Raw genomic sequence first — 15,432 nt, 5'->3', positions numbered from 1 at the left:
CAGGGCGCGGAGCCACCCTCCGCTCCCGTGCACAACACGGGAGCGGACTTCCTCATTCCCCGGCTGCCGCGGCGCGGGGACGCGCCGGCAGCCCGTCGGAGGAGGACCGACCGGCGCCACCACTGGTGGGGGTCATCGCAGCCGCGTAGGATCCGGTCGGTCTTGGCCTTCAAGTCGCTTGAGCTGCCGCGCACTTCGGGCAGGAACGGTCACACATCGCATAGGGGGACCGAGTTGTGGGTTCAGCACTCCCGACCATCATTGTCGTGTTCTTTCTCGTCGCGCTGGCGGCATGGATCATCTCCGCGGTGGTGGGCGGCCGGAAGAACAACGGTGGCGGCGGAGGCGGCAGCTGACTCCTTGAGACGGTGCCCCCTGTCCCTGCGGTGAGCCGGGTACGCGCTGCCCACGCCGCAGGCCGGTGGAAGACCGGAAGACCGGGTACGCCCGATGGGACGCCGTTCGCAGCGAACGTCCAGGTCACTCTCCGTCGTCGAGCTCCACGATCGGCCGGTCGGCGACCACGGCGGCCAGGATCATCGGCGCGTCGCCGTCGCACTGGTTGAGGGAGACCGCGACCCACCGGCCGTCCACCGGCCCCCACACCCTCAGGTCCCCGAGACAGTCCGCGTCGCACAGCGCCCGGTACAGCGGCGGCAGGGGCTCACCCGCGAGGTCGCGGAAGACCGGCACCCGCATGCCCGCCGTCCGGTGCGCGCCCCACCGGCGGTCCAGCTCGCCCACGAGCTCGGCGAGATGCCCGGCGGCGGCCTCCTCGGCCTCCTCCCACTCGCGTTCGTACACGCCCACGAGGTCGCCGCTCTCCCAGAGCGGCACGATCCGGAAGCCCTCGCCGGCGGTCGCGGACCACTCCCCGGTGTCCGGCTCCCCCTCGCCGGCCGTCGGGCCCGTGGCGGGCACGGGACCGGCGAGCAGTGCCTCGATGTCGGACACCGCACGGCCGGTCCCGAAGGTCTCCCCGCTCCGGGCGGTCATCAGCTCCCGTCCCGCAGGTCGTCCGGGCCCGTCGGGCGGAACGCGATCCGGTCGAAGGACGCCTCGCAGCCCTCGCCCGTCGGCGACTGGACCAGGAAGCCGACCGAGGCGTCGGCCGCGTGTTCCGGCTCGCCGAGGGCGAAGACGCGGACGAAGGTCCACTTCTCGCCGTCGGTGGAGGCGTGGAAGGCGAACGCGTTGCCCGTGCGGCTCAGGCGCAGCCAGCAGCTGTCGCCGTCCACCGTGAAGGAGTTGGCGTCGTCGGAGTGGCCGCGGGTGACGACCGTGCAGACGGTGGGGCGGTCCGGGGAGAGTTCCAGGCAGATCTTGGCCCACTCCCGCTCCCCGACGTGGAGGTAGAGCACCCCGGCGTCGAAGGCGGCCTCGAAGCCGACCCGCACCCGGGCGATCAGCTGGAAGTCGCCCCGGGGCGCGGGGCCGAGCAGGCGGGGGGCGTCGCTCGCGGAGTCCAGGGCCTCGCCGCCCGGCCGTACGAAGCGGTCCTGGCGGGCGCCCGCGCGGCCGGTCAGGGTGCCGTTCTCGTACGTCCAGTCACCGCCGGGGCCGAACGGGACGAGTTCGAAGGGGAGTTCGGGGAGGTGCGGGGTCATGCGCGGCGTCCGTCCACCCGCCGCGGAAGGCCCTGGGGGTTGTCCTCGCGGAGCTCCGGCGGGAGCAGGGCCTCGGGGGTGGTCTGGTAGGTGACCGGGCGCAGCCAGCGTTCGATCGCGGTGGCGCCGACCGAGGTGGAGGTGGAGGTGGAGGACGGGTAGGGGCCGCCGTGGTGCTGGGCGGGGGCCACCGCGACGCCGGTCGGCCAGCCGTTGACGAGGACCCGGCCGGCCAGCGGGGTGAGCGCCGCGAGCAGTGCGGGGGCGTCGGCGTCGGCGCCGTCCGTGGCGGTCTGGAGGGTGGCGGTGAGGTTGCCGGGGAGCCGGGAGAGCACGGCGGTGATCTCGTCGTGGGAGGTGTAGCGGGCGACGACGGTGACGGGGCCGAAGCACTCGTCGAGCAGTTCGTCGTGCGGGCCCTCGGCGGCCAGGAGGTGCGCCGGCACGGTGAGGAAGCCGGCCGAGACGGTGTGGTCGCCGCCCGCGCCGGGGGTGACCGGGGCCTGGACATCGGGGAGTGCGGCCCGCTTCCGTACGCCCGCGAGGAAGGCGTCACGCATCCGGTGGTCGAGCAGGACCGCGGCCTCGGTGTCGCTGACCGCGGCGGTCAGGGACTCCAGCAGCCGGTCGCCCGCCTCGCCGGCCGGGGCCAGGACGAAGCCGGGCTTGGTGCAGAACTGGCCCGCGCCCATGGTCATCGAGGCGCCGAGCCCGGCGCCGATCTCCTCGGCGCGCTCGGCGGCGGCCGCCCCGGTGACGACGACGGGGTTGAGGGAGCCCAGTTCGCCGTGGAAGGGGATGGGGCGGGGACGGGCCGCCGCGGCGTCGAACAGGGCGCGGCCGCCGCGTACCGAACCGGTGAACCCGGCGGCGGAGACCAGCGGGTGACCGATCAGCTCGACGCCGGCGTCGAAGCCGTGCACCAGGGTCAGCACGTCCTCGGGCAGACCGGCCTTGGCCGCCGCCCTGCGCAGTACGGAGGCGCACAGTTCGGAGGTGGCCGGGTGGTCGGGGTGCGCCTTGACGACGACGGGGCAGCCGGCCGCCAGCGCGCTCGCGGTGTCGCCGCCGGGAACGGAGAAGGCGAGCGGGAAGTTGCTGGCCGCGTAGACGGCGACGACGCCGAGCGGGATCTTGTAGCGGCGCAGGTCGGGCCAGGGCGGGGTCCGGTCGGCGTCCGCGTGGTCGATGTGGATGTCGAGGAAGGCGCCCTCGTCGACGACCTCCGCGAAGGCCCTCAACTGGGCAGCGGTGCGGGCGAGTTCACCGGTCAGCCGGGCCGGTCCCAGCGCGGTCTCGGCGTCGGCCGCCTCGATGACGTGCTCCCCGGCCTCGGTGAGCAGGTCGGCCGCGATGCGCAGGAAGGCGGCGCGCACGGTGCGGTCGGCGAGCGATTCGCGTACCGCGTGGGCGGCCCGGACCGCACGGTCGACCTCCTCCGCTGTAGCCTCCACCGCAACCTGCTCGCGCGGGTTCCCGGTGCGGGGGTCGACGCTCCAGACTGGTGCTGCTGCCACCGTGATTCCTTCCGCTCCACTGCCGCACATGTCAGAAGTTGTTCGGTATTCTGAACAGAGTTCCTGATCGTGAATATGCGGCGACTCTATTTCCGGGCGTTCAATGTTGGCAAGAAGCCACCGGGTTCCGGAAGTCGCCCGGTTCGAGCACTTGTCGGGTGCAAGTCGGGTGCAGGAAGTCTCAGGGTTTCACACGTGGGCTGGAAAGGGCGTAGGGCGATGTCGGTAGCCGAATCTGGTGGGGCACAGGTCAAGTCCGCCGTACGGACGGTGGAACTGCTCGAATACTTCGCGGGGCGGCCCGGCATGCATTCGCTCGCCGCGGTGCAGGAGGCCGTCGGCTACCCCAAGTCCAGCCTGTACATGCTGCTGCGCACCCTGGTGGAGCTGGGCTGGGTGGAGACCGACGCGACGGGCACGCGGTACGGGATCGGCGTACGGGCCCTGCTGGTGGGCACCTCGTACATCGACGGCGACGAGGTCGTCGCGGCCGCCCGGCCCACCCTGGACCGGCTCTCCGACGACACCACGGAGACCATCCACCTGGCCCGGCTCGACGGGACGAACGTGGTGTACCTCGCCACCCGGCAGTCCCAGCACTATCTGCGCCCCTTCACCCGCGTCGGCCGCCGGCTGCCCGCCCACTCCACCTCGCTCGGCAAGGCGCTGCTGGCCACCCACAGCGACGAGCAGGTCCGCAAGCTGCTCCCCGAGACGCTGCCCGCGCTGACCGAGCACACCATCACCGACCGCGAGAAGCTCATCGAGGAACTGCACACCATCCGCGAACAGGGCTACGCGGTGGACCGCGAGGAGAACACCCTCGGGCTGCGATGCTTCGGCGTCGCCGTCCCGTACCGCACCCCCGCCCGCGACGCGATCAGCTGCTCGGTGCCGGTCGCCCGGCTCACGCCCGCGCACGAACAGATGGTGAAGGACGCGCTGTTCGACGCCCGGGACCGCCTCACGCTCGCCACCCGGAGGCTCTGACCGTGCGCGTCGCCCTTCGCGAGGTCCGGGCGGACGACCTGCCCCTGTTCTTCGCGTTCATGTCCGACCCGGAATCGGTCAGGACGGCCGCCTTCACCAGCGAGGACCCCACCGACCGGCATGCCTTCGACGCCCACTGGCAGCGCATCCTGGCCGACGGCTCCATCGTGATGCGCACGGTGCTCGCGGACGGGACGGTGATCGGCAACGCAGGGGTGTACGGACCCCCGGGCGACCGCCAGGTCACCTACTGGATCGACCGGGCTCTGTGGGGCCGCGGGCTGGCCACCGCCGCGCTGTCGGCGCTGCTCGACGCCGTGCCCGAACGCCCGCTGCACGCACGGGCGGCGGCCGACAACGCCGGTTCGCGCCGGGTGCTGGAGAAGTGCGGGTTCACCGTCACCGGCAGGGACCACGGGTACGCCCACGCCCGTGGCGAGGAGACCGACGAGCTGCTGTTCACCCTGCGGGGATGACCCGGCGGCGGTCCGTCTCCGCCGCGCGGCGGAGGCGGATCGTCACGGGGCACGACGTGCCGGAGCGGCCCGCGCGGAAGTCTGGGCGTCATGACACGGACACCACTCGCCGCGTCCGCCGCCGCACAGCGGCCGACGGGCACCCGCATCGCACTGCGCATCCTCACGATCGTCTCCACCCTGCCGTACATCGCGCTCAAGACCGCCTGGGTCGCGGGCAGTCGCATCGGCATCCCGGACGACAGCCCGCTGCTCGACGACCGCACCACGATGATCGTCACCAACTCCGTCACGATCCTGCTGGACAGCGCCGTCGTGTTCCTCGCCCTGCTCTTCACCCAGGCCTGGGGACGGCGGGTGCCCGCCCGGCTGCTCGTCCTGCCCATGTGGGTGGCGTCCGGGCTGCTGCTGCCGATCATGACCGGGTACCCGCTGCACATGATGGTCGGCCTGGCCGACGGAACGGACACCGGGGGCGGGAGCAACGAGCCCTCCTTCCTGGACGGTTGGGTCTTCGGCGTCGTCTACGGCGGCTTCATCCTCCAGGGCCTCGGCATCGGCGCCCTCTTCGCGCTGTACGCCCAGGGCCGCTGGGGCCGGCTGTGGAAGGGCACGCTGAGGGACCTCCGGCCGGGCCCGACCGGGCCCGCCCTGCGGACCACCGCGGTCCTCGCCTCGCTGCTCGCGATCGCACCGGCCGTCACGCATCTGCTGTGGGCCACCGGTTCGGCCGCGGGGCTCAACGAGGGCAAGGCCGCGGACCGGAACGACATCTACTACGTCATGGAGTCGCTCAACACGCTCTTCGCCGTCGCCGCGGCCGCCGGTGTGCTGCTGCTCGCCTTCCGCCGCCGCTCCCCGCTCCCCCTGGCCGTGCCGCTCGCCCTGGCCTGGGGCGGCTCCGGGGCATCGGCCTGCTGGGGCGGCTGGATGAGCCTCGCCGCCCTGACCGGGACCGGGAACGCCTCCGAACAGCCCACCCCGGCCATGATGTTGATCTACGGTGTCCAGATGCTGCTCGGAGCACTGGTGGTCACTCTCGGCGCGTACTTCTTCTCGGAACGCGCGGCCGTCCGGCTGCCCGGCTTTGCCGGGACGGCACCGGACGCACGGCCCGCCGGCGCCCGCGCGTGACGCTGCTGTTCGGGCGGCGGGCCCGGCGGCGCTGGCTGCACCTGATCATCGGTGGTGCGCTGCTGACGCCGTACTTCCTGGCGGCGCTGGTGGTCGTCGGCCGGCTCCGCCCGGACCTCCCCGGCCCCTTCTCGTCCGTCTCCCACCAGCTCATCGCGTTCGCCTGCGCCCTGCCCATGGCCGCGGTCACCGCGCTCCTCGCGCCGGCCCGGCCGCTCTCGGTGGCCGCTGCCCGTGCCCTGTGCGGCGTCCCCGGCGACCGGCCGCTCGCCGACGGGCCCGCCGGGACCTGGCAGGCGCGGGTGCGCACGGCGGGCTGGTACACCCTGCATCTGGGGCTCGGTGGCGTCGTCAGCGGTCTGACGCTGACCATGCCCCCGCTCGCCGGGACGATCATGGCGCTGCCGTTCTCCCGGCCGCTGCGCGAATCGCGGACCTTCGGTCTGCCCGAGGCGATGGACCGGCCGTGGATTCTCGCCCTGCTTCCCTTCGCCGGACTGGCGATCCTGGTGGCCGTGGTCTGCTGCGCGGCGTCGGCCGGGGTGCTGCTGGCGGGCCGGGCACCGGTACTGCTGGGCCCGACGCCCCAGGACCGGCTGGCCGCGGCCGAACGCAGGGCGGCCGATCTGGCGGTGCGCAACCGGCTCGCCCGGGAGCTGCACGACTCGGTCGGCCACGCGCTGAGCGCCGTCACCCTCCAGGCGGGCGCGGCCCGCAGGGTCCTGGACAGCGACCCGGAGTTCGTCCGCGAGGCGCTGACCGCGATCGAGGAGACCACCCGGCGCACGGTCGGTGAACTCGACTCCGTGCTAGGCCTGTTGCGCAGCGGCGAGGAGCCGGGTGCGGCCGCGGCGACCGGCCCGGAGCTCGACGCGCTGGACGGACTGCTGGAGCACTGCGGGGTCCTCGTCTCCTGTGTGGTGCGGGGCGACACCGGCACGGTCCCGGCGGCCGTTTCGAGGGAGGCGTACCGGATCGTGCAGGAGGGGCTGAGCAACGCGCTGCGGCACGGCGGGCGCGGGGTGCCGGTGGAGCTGCGGATCACGGTGCGGGCGGCGGAGCTGGCGGTCACCCTGGACAGTCCGCTGCCGGAGCGGGCCGCGGCGGTGCGGCCCGGGGGCGGGCGGGGGCTGCGCGGCATCGCCGAGCGGGCCGTGTTGCTGGGCGGCCGCGCGGAGGCCGGACCGCACGACGGCGGGTGGCGGCTGGCCGCCCGCCTCCCCCTGCGTACGAACGGACAGGAGAGCCGATGAGCGCGACGGTGCGGGTGGTCCTCGCCGACGACGAGCGCATGGTGCGTACCGCGCTGCGCGTCATCCTGGACGCGGAACCCGGTCTGGAGGTCGTCGGCGAGGCGGCGACCGGCGCGGAGGCGGTGTCCGTGGTGCGGGAGCTGCGCCCCGATGTGGTGCTGATGGACGTGCGGATGCCGGAGACCGACGGCATCCGGGCCACCGAGCAGATCCTCGGCACGCTCGAACGCCCCCCGAGGATCGTCGTCGTCACCACTTTCGAGAACGACTCCTACGTGTACGACGCGCTGGTCGCCGGGGCGGCCGGCTTCCTGCTGAAGCGGGTGGCGGCCGAGGACCTCGTGCGGGCGGTGCGGCTGGTCGCCCGCAGCGACACACTGCTGTTCCCGTCGGCGGTAAGGGCGCTCGCGGCCGAGCACCGCAGGCGTGCGGCCGAGCTCCCGCGGTGGGCGTCCCGGCTCACCGACCGGGAGGCCGAGGCACTGCGGCTGATGGCGGCGGGGCTGACCAACGCGGAGATCGCCGACCGCCTCGGCGTGGGGCCCGCGACCGCGAAGACACATGTGGCGGCGGTACTCGCGAAGACCGGGGCGCAGAACCGCACCCAGGCCGTGATCGCGGCGTACGAGTCCGGTTTCATCGCTCCGGGGCACGCTGGTCCGGTATGAGAAACCGGTGAGAATCGGCGCATTCAGGAACGGTGCGTGGCGCCCCGCTCGTCGTCCGGGCGGGATGAACAGAACAATCAGGCGAACCTCGGTCTTCTGCCTGCTGCTGGTTCTCGCCCTGATGGGGCGGGCGACCTGGTTGCAGGCGTACCAGGCGAAGGCGCTCTCGGAGAACGAACACAACCGGCGGAACACCATCGCGCAGTACGCGCAGCCGCTCGGCGACATCATCGTGGCCGGTGACCCGGTCACCGGATCGAAGAGGACGGAGGGCGGTGACCTCGCGTACAAACGCACCTACACCCAGGGCGAGCTCTACTCGGCCGTCACCGGCTACAGCTCGCAGGCGTACGGCGCCACGCAGCTCGAAGGGATCTACAGCCAGGTGCTGGACGGCACCGACGACCGGCTGAAGAACCCGCTGGACGCGTTGACGCGCAAGCAGGCGGCACCGGGCAACGTCCTGACGACCATCGACCCGGACGTGCAGAAGGCCGCGTACGAGGCGCTCGGCGACGACAAGGGGGCGGCGGTCGCGATCGACCCGAAGACCGGCCGCATCCTGGGCATGGTCTCCACTCCCTCGTACGACCCGTCGAAGATCAGCGGGACGACGGACGGCGAGGCCTGGCAGAAGCTGCTCGACGACGAGGACAAGCCGATGGTCAACCGTGCGCTGCGGCAGCCGCTGGCGCCCGGTTCGACGTTCAAGCTGGTGGTGGCGGCCGCGGCGCTGGAGGACGGGCTGTACGGCTCGGTCGACGAGCGCACCGAAAGCCCCAATCCGTACACCCTGCCCGGCACCAGCACCGTCCTGAGCAACGAGAACCCCTCGGCGCCCTGCGAGAACGCCACGCTGCGCACCGCGCTCCAGTACTCCTGCAACAACGTCTTCGCGAAGGCCGCCGTCGACCTCGGCCAGGACAAGGTCAGGGCGATGGCGGAGAAGTTCGGCTTCAACACCGACAAGCTCGATGTGCCGGTACGGGCGTCCGCGAGCGTCTACCCGTCCGGCATGGACCGTCCGCAGACGGCGCTCACCGGTATCGGCCAGTTCGAGGTCACCGCGACGCCGTTGCAGATGGCCATGGTCTCGGCCACCCTCGCCAACGGCGGCGAACTCGCCGCACCGCACATGGTGTCCGCCGTGACCGACTCCAAGGACAACCCGCTCCAGGAGTTCGCGGACGGGGACACCGAACGGGTCGTCTCCGAGTCCACCGCCGAGCAGCTGCGCAGCGCCATGGTGACCGTCGTCGAGGAGGGCACCGGCACCAACGCCCGGATCGCCGGGGCCGAGGTGGGCGGGAAGACCGGCACCGCGCAGAACGGCGTGGGCAACAGCAAGAGCCCGTACGCCTGGTTCACCTCGTACGCGAAGGACGCGTCCAGCGGCAAGGAGGTCGCGGTCGCCGTGGTCGTCGAGGACTCGGGCGCGGCGCGCTCCGAGGTCAGCGGCAACGGTCTGGCGGCGCCGATCGCCCAGAAGATGATGAAGGCGGCGCTGGCGGACTGACTCCGCCCGGCCGTGCGGCATCTTCCCTAGGCCGGGCGGGGGGAGGTCTCCCCCCGCCCGAGCCGCGATAGGGCATCCTCCCGATGCCGCCGGGCCCCCTCGGTCAGCAGCCTTGTCCCATGACGAAGGCGCTGGTCGGGAGGGTGCGGTGGGCAAGGTGACGGGGTCGGCGACGGTGCGGGTGCTGCGGGACCGTACGGCGGGGCTGTTCCTGGTGGCGGTCGTCGTCTCGGGTTTCGGGACCTCCGCGATGTGGCTCGCGGCCGGGGTCTGGGTCAAGTCGCTGACCGGGTCGGACAGTCTGGCGGCGCTCGCCGTGTTCGCCATGTGGCTGCCGGTGCTGGTCGGGCCGGCGCTCGGCACGATCGCCGACCGGCTCCCGGGGAAGAAGCTTCTCGTCGGGTCGAATCTCGTCATGGCGGCGTTGCTCGCCTCGCTGACGACGGTCGATTCGACGGGCGGCATCTGGCTCCTGTTCGCCGTGCTCGTCCTGTACGGGGCGAGTTTCGTGCTGATGGACGCGGCCGAGTCGGCGCTGGTCGCCGGGGCCGTCGACGCCCGGCTGCTGGGTGATTTCAACGGGCTGCGGATGATGGCGGGCGAGGGCATGAAGCTGCTGGCGCCGCTGGTGGGTGCCGGGCTGTACGCGCGGTTCGGGGGCGGGGCGGTGGCGTTGCTGGACGCGGCGTCGTTCGTGCTGGCGGCCGGGGTCTGCGCGCTGCTGCCGGCCCCGGTGCGGGCCGCGGCGGCCCGCACCGGCCGGCGGGGCGAACTCACCGCGGGCGTACGGCAGGTGTGGGGTTCGCCGGTGCTGCGGCCGCTGGTGCTGGCGGGATCGGTGACGATGCTGTGCGCGGGGCTCAACGGGGCCGCGCTCTACGCCGTCGTGGACGACTCCCTGGGGCGCTCCCCCACGTACGCGGGTGTGCTGTACGCGGTGCAGGGCGCCGGGTCCGTCGCGGTCGGGCTGCTGGCCGGCCCGCTGCTGCGGCGGCTGCCGGAGCGGGTGTTCACGGCGGCCGGGATCGCGCTGTTCGCGGTCGCCGTGGGGGCGCGGGCGCTGCCGTACGACGCGGTGGCGCTGGCGGCGAGCGCGGCCGTCGGGGTCGGGCTGCCGTGTGTGCTGATCGCCGCGATGACGGCGGTGCAGCGGGAGACCCCGCCGGCGGTGCTGGGCCGCACCGCCGCGACCGCCAACACGCTGCTGATGGTGCCGAACGCGGTGGCCCTGGCGCTCGGCGCGGGTCTGATCGCGCTGGTGGACGTCCGGGTGCTGCTGCCGCTGGTCGGCGCGGTGGCGCTGGCGACCGCGGCCCTGCTGGTGAAGGGCCGGCGGGGAAGGCTGACGGGCTCCCCCACCGGCCCGGCTCATTCATCCGCCGAGGCGTGAGAGCGCTCCGGCGACGGCGCGGAGGTCGGGGACCGAGGCCAGTCCCGCATGGTACAGCCGCAGCTGGCCGGCGCCGTGCGACGCGGCGTGCGCGGCGTCCCGCTCCAGCGTGGCGGGGCTGCCGCCCATCCCCGTGACCACCGAGAAGTTGGCCGCGAGCACCCCGGCACGGCCGGCGAACGGGCCGAGCACGGCCTCGCGCGCCGCGTCGCCGCCGGTGCAGGGCAGCACCACACCGTCGGCCACGGAGAGGATGTGCTCCGGGTCGACACCGACGTTCGCGCCGGTGCGGTGGGGCTCGGGGTCGGCGTGCAGCAGCACCTGGAACCCCGGCCCGGCCGCCGCCCGCACGGCGGCGACCGCCGATTCCTGGAGCGTACGGGCGACCTTGCCGCGCCACCGGAGGGTGGCGTCGGTGAGCTCGGCGCCGAGGAGCTTCTCGATGCCCGCCCGGCCGGTCTCCGGGGAGCCGGCACCGGCCCAGACCGGTTCCAGCGCAGCGCGTACGGCCGCGGCCAGGCCGTCGGGGTCCAGGCCGTGTCCGGCGTAGCCGGTCCGGCAGTCGGGGCAGAAGCAGAGCGACATCAGATACTGCGCCGCGTCCCCGAGACCGACGCCCGCGATCTTGTCGTGGGCGTGCAGATGCGCGAAGCCGTACCAGCCGCAGGACTCCAGCTCGGTGCCGCGCGCACCGCCGCGCACCGCGGCCTCCGCCGCCAGGGTGGTCAGGTACGCGCGGACCCCGGCCCCGGCGATGCACGGCGCCCAGGGGTAGCGGTCGCCGTACGCGTTGACCACACAGGTGTCCGGGTGTTCGGCGCCCAGCCGGGAGTTGTGCGCCAGGACCACCCAGGTGTGGACCTCCAGACCGGCGGCGGCGAGGGCCTCGGCGGCCTCGGCGAACGGATCGTCCGAGGCCACCCAGGACTGCTCGTAGGGGCGCAGACGGCGCCCCGCCCACCGGGTGGCGTCCGGCGGGTAGAGCACCGCGGCGTGCTCGGCGGTGACGATGCGGTGTCCGGGATGGCGCGGGGTCAGCGCCCGGGTGGAGTGGTAGGCGGCGGCGAGCGTCACCTGCTGGACCCCCAGGTCCGCGACGCGGGCGGCCGCGTCCGGGTCGCCGATCACGTCCCAGGGGTAGAGGAAGGCCGAGGTCTTCACCCGCGCCGCTCCTGCCCGTACTTCTCCAGCAGGGCCCGGCCGCGTGCGATGATCGCGGCGAGCTCCTCGATGTGGGCGGCGGGCGGCTCGGTGAGCGGGGTGCGGACCTCGCCGACGTCCAGGCCGCCCAGCCGGACCCCGGCCTTGACGAGCGAGACGGCGTAGCCGCGGCCCTTGGCGCGCAGCTCGACGAGCGGCCGGTAGAAGTGGTCGAGGAGCGCGCCCGTCAGTTCGTCGTCGCCGGTCTCCAGCGCACGGTAGAAGGCCAGCGCGATGTCGGGCGCGAAGGCGAAGACGGCGGAGGAGTAGAGGGCGACGCCGATGCCCCGGTAGGCCGGGCCGGTGAGTTCGGCGGTGGGCAGTCCGTTGAAGTACAGGAAGTCCCGGCCCGGCAGTTCGGTGCGTACGGCGCTGACGATGCGCTGCATCAGGTCGAGGTCGCCGTAGCCGTCCTTGAGGCCGATGACGCCGGGCGTGCCGGCCAGTGCGACGACGGTGGCGGGGGTGAAGACGGCGTTGTCGCGCTGGTAGACGATCGTCTCCAGGGAGGTGGCGGCGGCGAGCGCGGTGTAGTGGCCCAGCAGCCCCTCCTGGTCGGCGACGACGAGGTACGGGGGCATGGCGAGGAGCCCGTCCGCGCCCGCTTCCTCGGCGAGCCGCGCGTACTGGATCGCGAGCGCCGTGCCGTACCCGGCCCCCGCGACGACGGGCACCTCTCCGGCGGTCTCCTCGACGGCCGCGGCGACGACGCTGCGGAACTCCTGGGGCGTGAGCGCGTGGAACTCACCGGTGCCGCAGCAGGCGAAGACCGCCGCCGCACCGGCGTCGACACCGGCGCGCACATGCGCGCGGAAGGCGTCGAGGTCGACGGCGCCGTCCGGTCCGTACGCGGTGACGGGGAAGAAGAGCGGCCCGGCGACACGGCCGAGTCGGGCGGCAAGAGGGGCTGAGGTCACTGGCGCTCCCTGAGCGGGTTCAGGCGTGCACAACTATGATCGACGTCCATATTCATGAACGCTCACACGCTAAGGCAGCCGCCCGGCGCAGGTCAAGGAGGGGAACACCCCCGACAGCCGCCCCGAACGGCGGAGCCTGCGGCTCCGCCGTAGCGGCGCACCACCCCGCCCGCACACTTGACTCCGCACCCCGGGACTTCTTAGCTAGTCCACGCATATGAATGCCGTCCATGGAGGAGATCCGCGCATGCCCGCTCCCCGCACCGTCCTGCTCACCGGCGCCGCCGGCGGCCTCGGCACCCTGATGCGCGGGCTCCTGCCCGCGTACGGCTACGGGCTCCGCCTCCTGGACGTCGTCCCCGTCGAGGGCGAGCCGGACGCGATCGCCGCCGACCTCGGTGACCGGGAGGCGCTGCGCGAGGCCGTGCGGGGCGTCGACGCGATCGTCCATCTCGCGGGCATCTCGCTGGAAGCCTCCTTCGACAAGATCCTCAGGGCGAACATCGAGGGCACGTACAACCTCTACGAGGCCGCCCGCGAGGAGGGCGTGCGGCGCATCGTGTTCGCCTCCTCCAACCATGTGCTCGGCTACACCTCGCGCCCGCTGCCCGGCGACCCGCTGATCCCCGTCGGCGCCCCGCGCCGCCCCGACACCTTCTACGGCCTGTCCAAGTCGTTCGGGGAGGACCTCGCCCAGCTGTACTGGGACCGGCACGGGATGGAGACCGTCTCGGTGCGCATCGGCTCCTGCTTCCCCGAGCCGACCTCGGTACGGATGCTCTCGGTCTGGATGAGCCCCGCGGACGGCGCCCGGCTCTTCCACGCCGCGCTCACCGCCGAGGACGTGGGGCACACCGTCGTGCACGGCTCGTCCGACAACACCCGGCTGTGGTGGGACCTGACGACGGCCCGCGCACTGGGGTACGAGCCGCAGGACGACTCCGAGCCGTACGCGGCCCGGCTCATCGCCGAGCAGGGCGAACTGGACCCGGACAACCCCGACCACGCCCACCTCGGCGGCCACTTCTGCACCAACCCACCCATCTGGCCGCGCTGACGGCCGACGGAGCGGGGCGAAGGCGCGCGGCACGGCGGGGGCGAGCGACACGGCGGAGGCAAAAGGTGCAGGACAAAGGCAAAAGGTAAGGGAACGGCAAAGCGAGGTCGTTCGTTACCCCGAGCATGACCGCTATGACCCCCGGCTCGAACATCCCTCTCTCCGCCGCCCGCGTGGCAGTGGACGTCTCCGCACCGGTGCGGCTCGACGTTTCGGGCCTGCTGCTCACCACAGACGGCAAGGTGCGCTCCGACGACGACTTCATCTTCTACAACCAGCCCAACGGCCCCGGTGTGACCTACCGCTCCGGCGGCGGCACCGCACCGGACGCGATCGTGGTGGACACCACCGCGGTCCCGCCCGGCATCGAGAAGATCGTCGTCACGGCGAGCCCGGACGCTGCGGGCCAGACCTTCCAGGGCATCGAGCCCACCGCGACCGTGCGCAACGCCGACGACGGCAGCGCGCTCGCCACGTTCACCCCGCCCCGGCTGGGCGCCGAGACGGCGCTCGTGGTCATCGAGGTCTACCTCCGCAACGGCGCCTGGAAGGCCCGCGCGGTCGGCCAGGGCTACGCGAACGGGCTGGCCGGCATCGCCACGGACTTCGGCGTCTCGGTCGAGGAGGAGCCCACCCCGGCGCCCGTGGCGCCCGTGGCGCCTCCTGCGCCCGTGGCCGCCCCGGTCGACCCCCGGATCGCCGCACCCCCGGTCCCCCCGGCCCCGCCGGCCCCCCCGGCCCCGGCGCCCGCAGCCGCCACCGGAAAGATCAACCTCGACAAGGGGCGGGTCAGCCTCCAGAAGAACCAGACGGTCTCCCTGGTCAAGGGCGGCCGGCCACTGCTCTCCCAGGTCAAGATGGGTCTCGGCTGGGAGCCCGCGTTCCGGGGCAAGGACATCGACCTCGATGCCTCCGTCATCGCCTACGGTCCCAACCGGAACCACCTGGACAGCTGCTACTTCGGCAAGCTCTCCATCCTGAACGGCGCGATCAAGCACTCCGGCGACAACCTCACGGGCGAGGGCGCGGGTGACGACGAGGTGATCGTCGTGGACCTGGGCCGGATCCCTGCGGAGGCGACCGGCCTGGTCTTCACGGTCAATTCGTTCACCGGCCAGAAATTCACCGAGGTCGCCAAGGCCTACTGCCGGCTGATCGACGCGACCACCGGCGAGGAGCTGGTCCGCTTCGACCTGACCGGCGCCGAGCCGCAGACCGGCGTGATGATGGCCAAGCTGATCAAGCAGTTCTCCGGCGAGTGGGAGATGACGGCGATGGGCGACTTCGTGAAGTCGCGCACCGTCCGCGGCATGGTGAAGCCCGCCGCCCAGGCGCTGTAGTGCGGCGACGGGCTCCGGAAACGGATTCAGGGGCACCTGTCGGCTGCAGGTGCCCCTGAATACGGAGAGCGTGACGGGGGGGAAAGGAACGGACGCGCCGCGCGCGTGCTCGCCGCCTCTCTCAGAGCTTGGTCAGCTTGGAGTACGGGCTCAGGATCCTCCCCTGTCGCCCCGAGAAGTCGATGAGTACCGCGTCGTTGTCGCCCTCGACCGCGAGGACGCGGCCGAGTCCGAACTGATCGTGCGACACCCTGTCGCCCACATCGAACAATTCGACCGGTGGGGCCGCCTGGGCCGGGCGGTTGAAGGGACTGGAGGGCAGGTGGCGCCGGGATCCGGCTGACTGTTTCATTACCTTGAGTATGCG

The 15,432-nt window shown here is 72.9% G+C and carries 15 protein-coding genes; 9 read left to right on the top strand and 6 right to left on the bottom strand.

The features are described from left to right. Positions 1 to 480: 480 nt before the first annotated feature. The 3 genes from ACFYY1_RS05595 to ACFYY1_RS05585 are packed head-to-tail and all read right to left on the bottom strand — an operon-like array spanning position 481 to position 3,124. Positions 481 to 996 (bottom strand): hypothetical protein, encoded by a 516-nt coding sequence (locus ACFYY1_RS05595; protein WP_388581176.1) that lies wholly within the window; start codon positions 994 to 996, stop codon positions 481 to 483. Continuing rightward, positions 996 to 1,607 (bottom strand): DUF1349 domain-containing protein, encoded by a 612-nt coding sequence (locus ACFYY1_RS05590; protein WP_388581173.1) that lies wholly within the window; start codon positions 1,605 to 1,607, stop codon positions 996 to 998. Before ACFYY1_RS05590 ends, ACFYY1_RS05595 begins: the two co-directional genes overlap by 1 nt. After that, positions 1,604 to 3,124 (bottom strand): aldehyde dehydrogenase (NADP(+)), encoded by a 1,521-nt coding sequence (locus ACFYY1_RS05585; RefSeq protein ID WP_388581170.1) that lies wholly within the window; start codon positions 3,122 to 3,124, stop codon positions 1,604 to 1,606. Before ACFYY1_RS05585 ends, ACFYY1_RS05590 begins: the two co-directional genes overlap by 4 nt. A gap of 219 nt (positions 3,125 to 3,343) precedes the next feature. Between ACFYY1_RS05585 and ACFYY1_RS05580 the strand changes: the two genes are divergently transcribed. The 7 genes from ACFYY1_RS05580 (at position 3,344) to ACFYY1_RS05550 (ending at position 10,551) form a co-directional block, all read left to right on the top strand. Next, positions 3,344 to 4,114 carry an IclR family transcriptional regulator gene (locus ACFYY1_RS05580; protein ID WP_388581167.1) on the top strand — a complete coding sequence of 257 codons (771 nt, stop codon included), beginning with the start codon at positions 3,344 to 3,346 and terminating at the stop codon, positions 4,112 to 4,114. Between the two features lie 2 nt (positions 4,115 to 4,116). Beyond that, positions 4,117 to 4,590: a GNAT family N-acetyltransferase gene (locus ACFYY1_RS05575; protein ID WP_388581164.1), complete on the top strand. Its 474-nt coding sequence runs from the start codon at positions 4,117 to 4,119 to the stop codon at positions 4,588 to 4,590. Positions 4,591 to 4,680: 90 nt separating this feature from the next. Further along, positions 4,681 to 5,724 carry a hypothetical protein gene (locus ACFYY1_RS05570; RefSeq protein WP_388581162.1) on the top strand — a complete coding sequence of 348 codons (1,044 nt, stop codon included), beginning with the start codon at positions 4,681 to 4,683 and terminating at the stop codon, positions 5,722 to 5,724. Next, on the top strand, positions 5,721 to 6,977 hold the full coding sequence (locus tag ACFYY1_RS05565; RefSeq protein ID WP_388581159.1) for a sensor histidine kinase: 1,257 nt from the start codon (positions 5,721 to 5,723) through the stop codon (positions 6,975 to 6,977). The genes ACFYY1_RS05570 and ACFYY1_RS05565 overlap by 4 nt, the downstream gene beginning before the upstream one ends. After that, on the top strand, positions 6,974 to 7,645 hold the full coding sequence (locus ACFYY1_RS05560; protein ID WP_388581156.1) for a response regulator: 672 nt from the start codon (positions 6,974 to 6,976) through the stop codon (positions 7,643 to 7,645). Before ACFYY1_RS05565 ends, ACFYY1_RS05560 begins: the two co-directional genes overlap by 4 nt. 64 nt (positions 7,646 to 7,709) lie before the next feature. After that, on the top strand, positions 7,710 to 9,161 hold the full coding sequence (locus ACFYY1_RS05555) for a peptidoglycan D,D-transpeptidase FtsI family protein (RefSeq protein ID WP_388581153.1): 1,452 nt from the start codon (positions 7,710 to 7,712) through the stop codon (positions 9,159 to 9,161). Positions 9,162 to 9,318: 157 nt separating this feature from the next. Beyond that, entirely contained in the window at positions 9,319 to 10,551 is a 1,233-nt protein-coding gene (locus ACFYY1_RS05550) for an MFS transporter (RefSeq protein ID WP_388581533.1), read from the top strand. On the opposite strand, the gene ACFYY1_RS05545 is transcribed toward ACFYY1_RS05550, so the two are convergent. Together ACFYY1_RS05545 and ACFYY1_RS05540 are read right to left on the bottom strand one after the other, a co-directional pair. Further along, positions 10,534 to 11,712, bottom strand: coding sequence for a hypothetical protein (locus tag ACFYY1_RS05545; protein ID WP_388581150.1), 1,179 nt, complete (start codon positions 11,710 to 11,712; stop codon positions 10,534 to 10,536). The genes ACFYY1_RS05550 and ACFYY1_RS05545 overlap by 18 nt on opposite strands. After that, positions 11,709 to 12,668, bottom strand: a complete 960-nt coding sequence (locus ACFYY1_RS05540; protein WP_388581147.1) for a 5-dehydro-4-deoxyglucarate dehydratase — start codon at positions 12,666 to 12,668, stop codon at positions 11,709 to 11,711. Before ACFYY1_RS05540 ends, ACFYY1_RS05545 begins: the two co-directional genes overlap by 4 nt. A gap of 247 nt (positions 12,669 to 12,915) precedes the next feature. Here ACFYY1_RS05540 and ACFYY1_RS05535 point away from each other — a divergent pair, with 247 nt between their 5' ends. After that, positions 12,916 to 13,725, top strand: a complete 810-nt coding sequence (locus ACFYY1_RS05535) for an NAD-dependent epimerase/dehydratase family protein (RefSeq protein ID WP_388581144.1) — start codon at positions 12,916 to 12,918, stop codon at positions 13,723 to 13,725. Between the two features lie 125 nt (positions 13,726 to 13,850). Next, entirely contained in the window at positions 13,851 to 15,065 is a 1,215-nt protein-coding gene (locus tag ACFYY1_RS05530) for a TerD family protein (RefSeq protein ID WP_388581142.1), read from the top strand. Between the two features lie 121 nt (positions 15,066 to 15,186). On the opposite strand, the gene ACFYY1_RS05525 is transcribed toward ACFYY1_RS05530, so the two are convergent. Further along, positions 15,187 to 15,417, bottom strand: a complete 231-nt coding sequence (locus ACFYY1_RS05525) for a hypothetical protein (protein WP_037711258.1) — start codon at positions 15,415 to 15,417, stop codon at positions 15,187 to 15,189. Positions 15,418 to 15,432: the final 15 nt, after the last annotated feature.

The sequence above is a fragment of the Streptomyces sp. NPDC001890 genome, from assembly GCF_042891445.1.
Lineage (GTDB): Bacteria > Actinomycetota > Actinomycetes > Streptomycetales > Streptomycetaceae > Streptomyces.
This window is presented reverse-complemented; position numbering and strand designations above follow the sequence as displayed.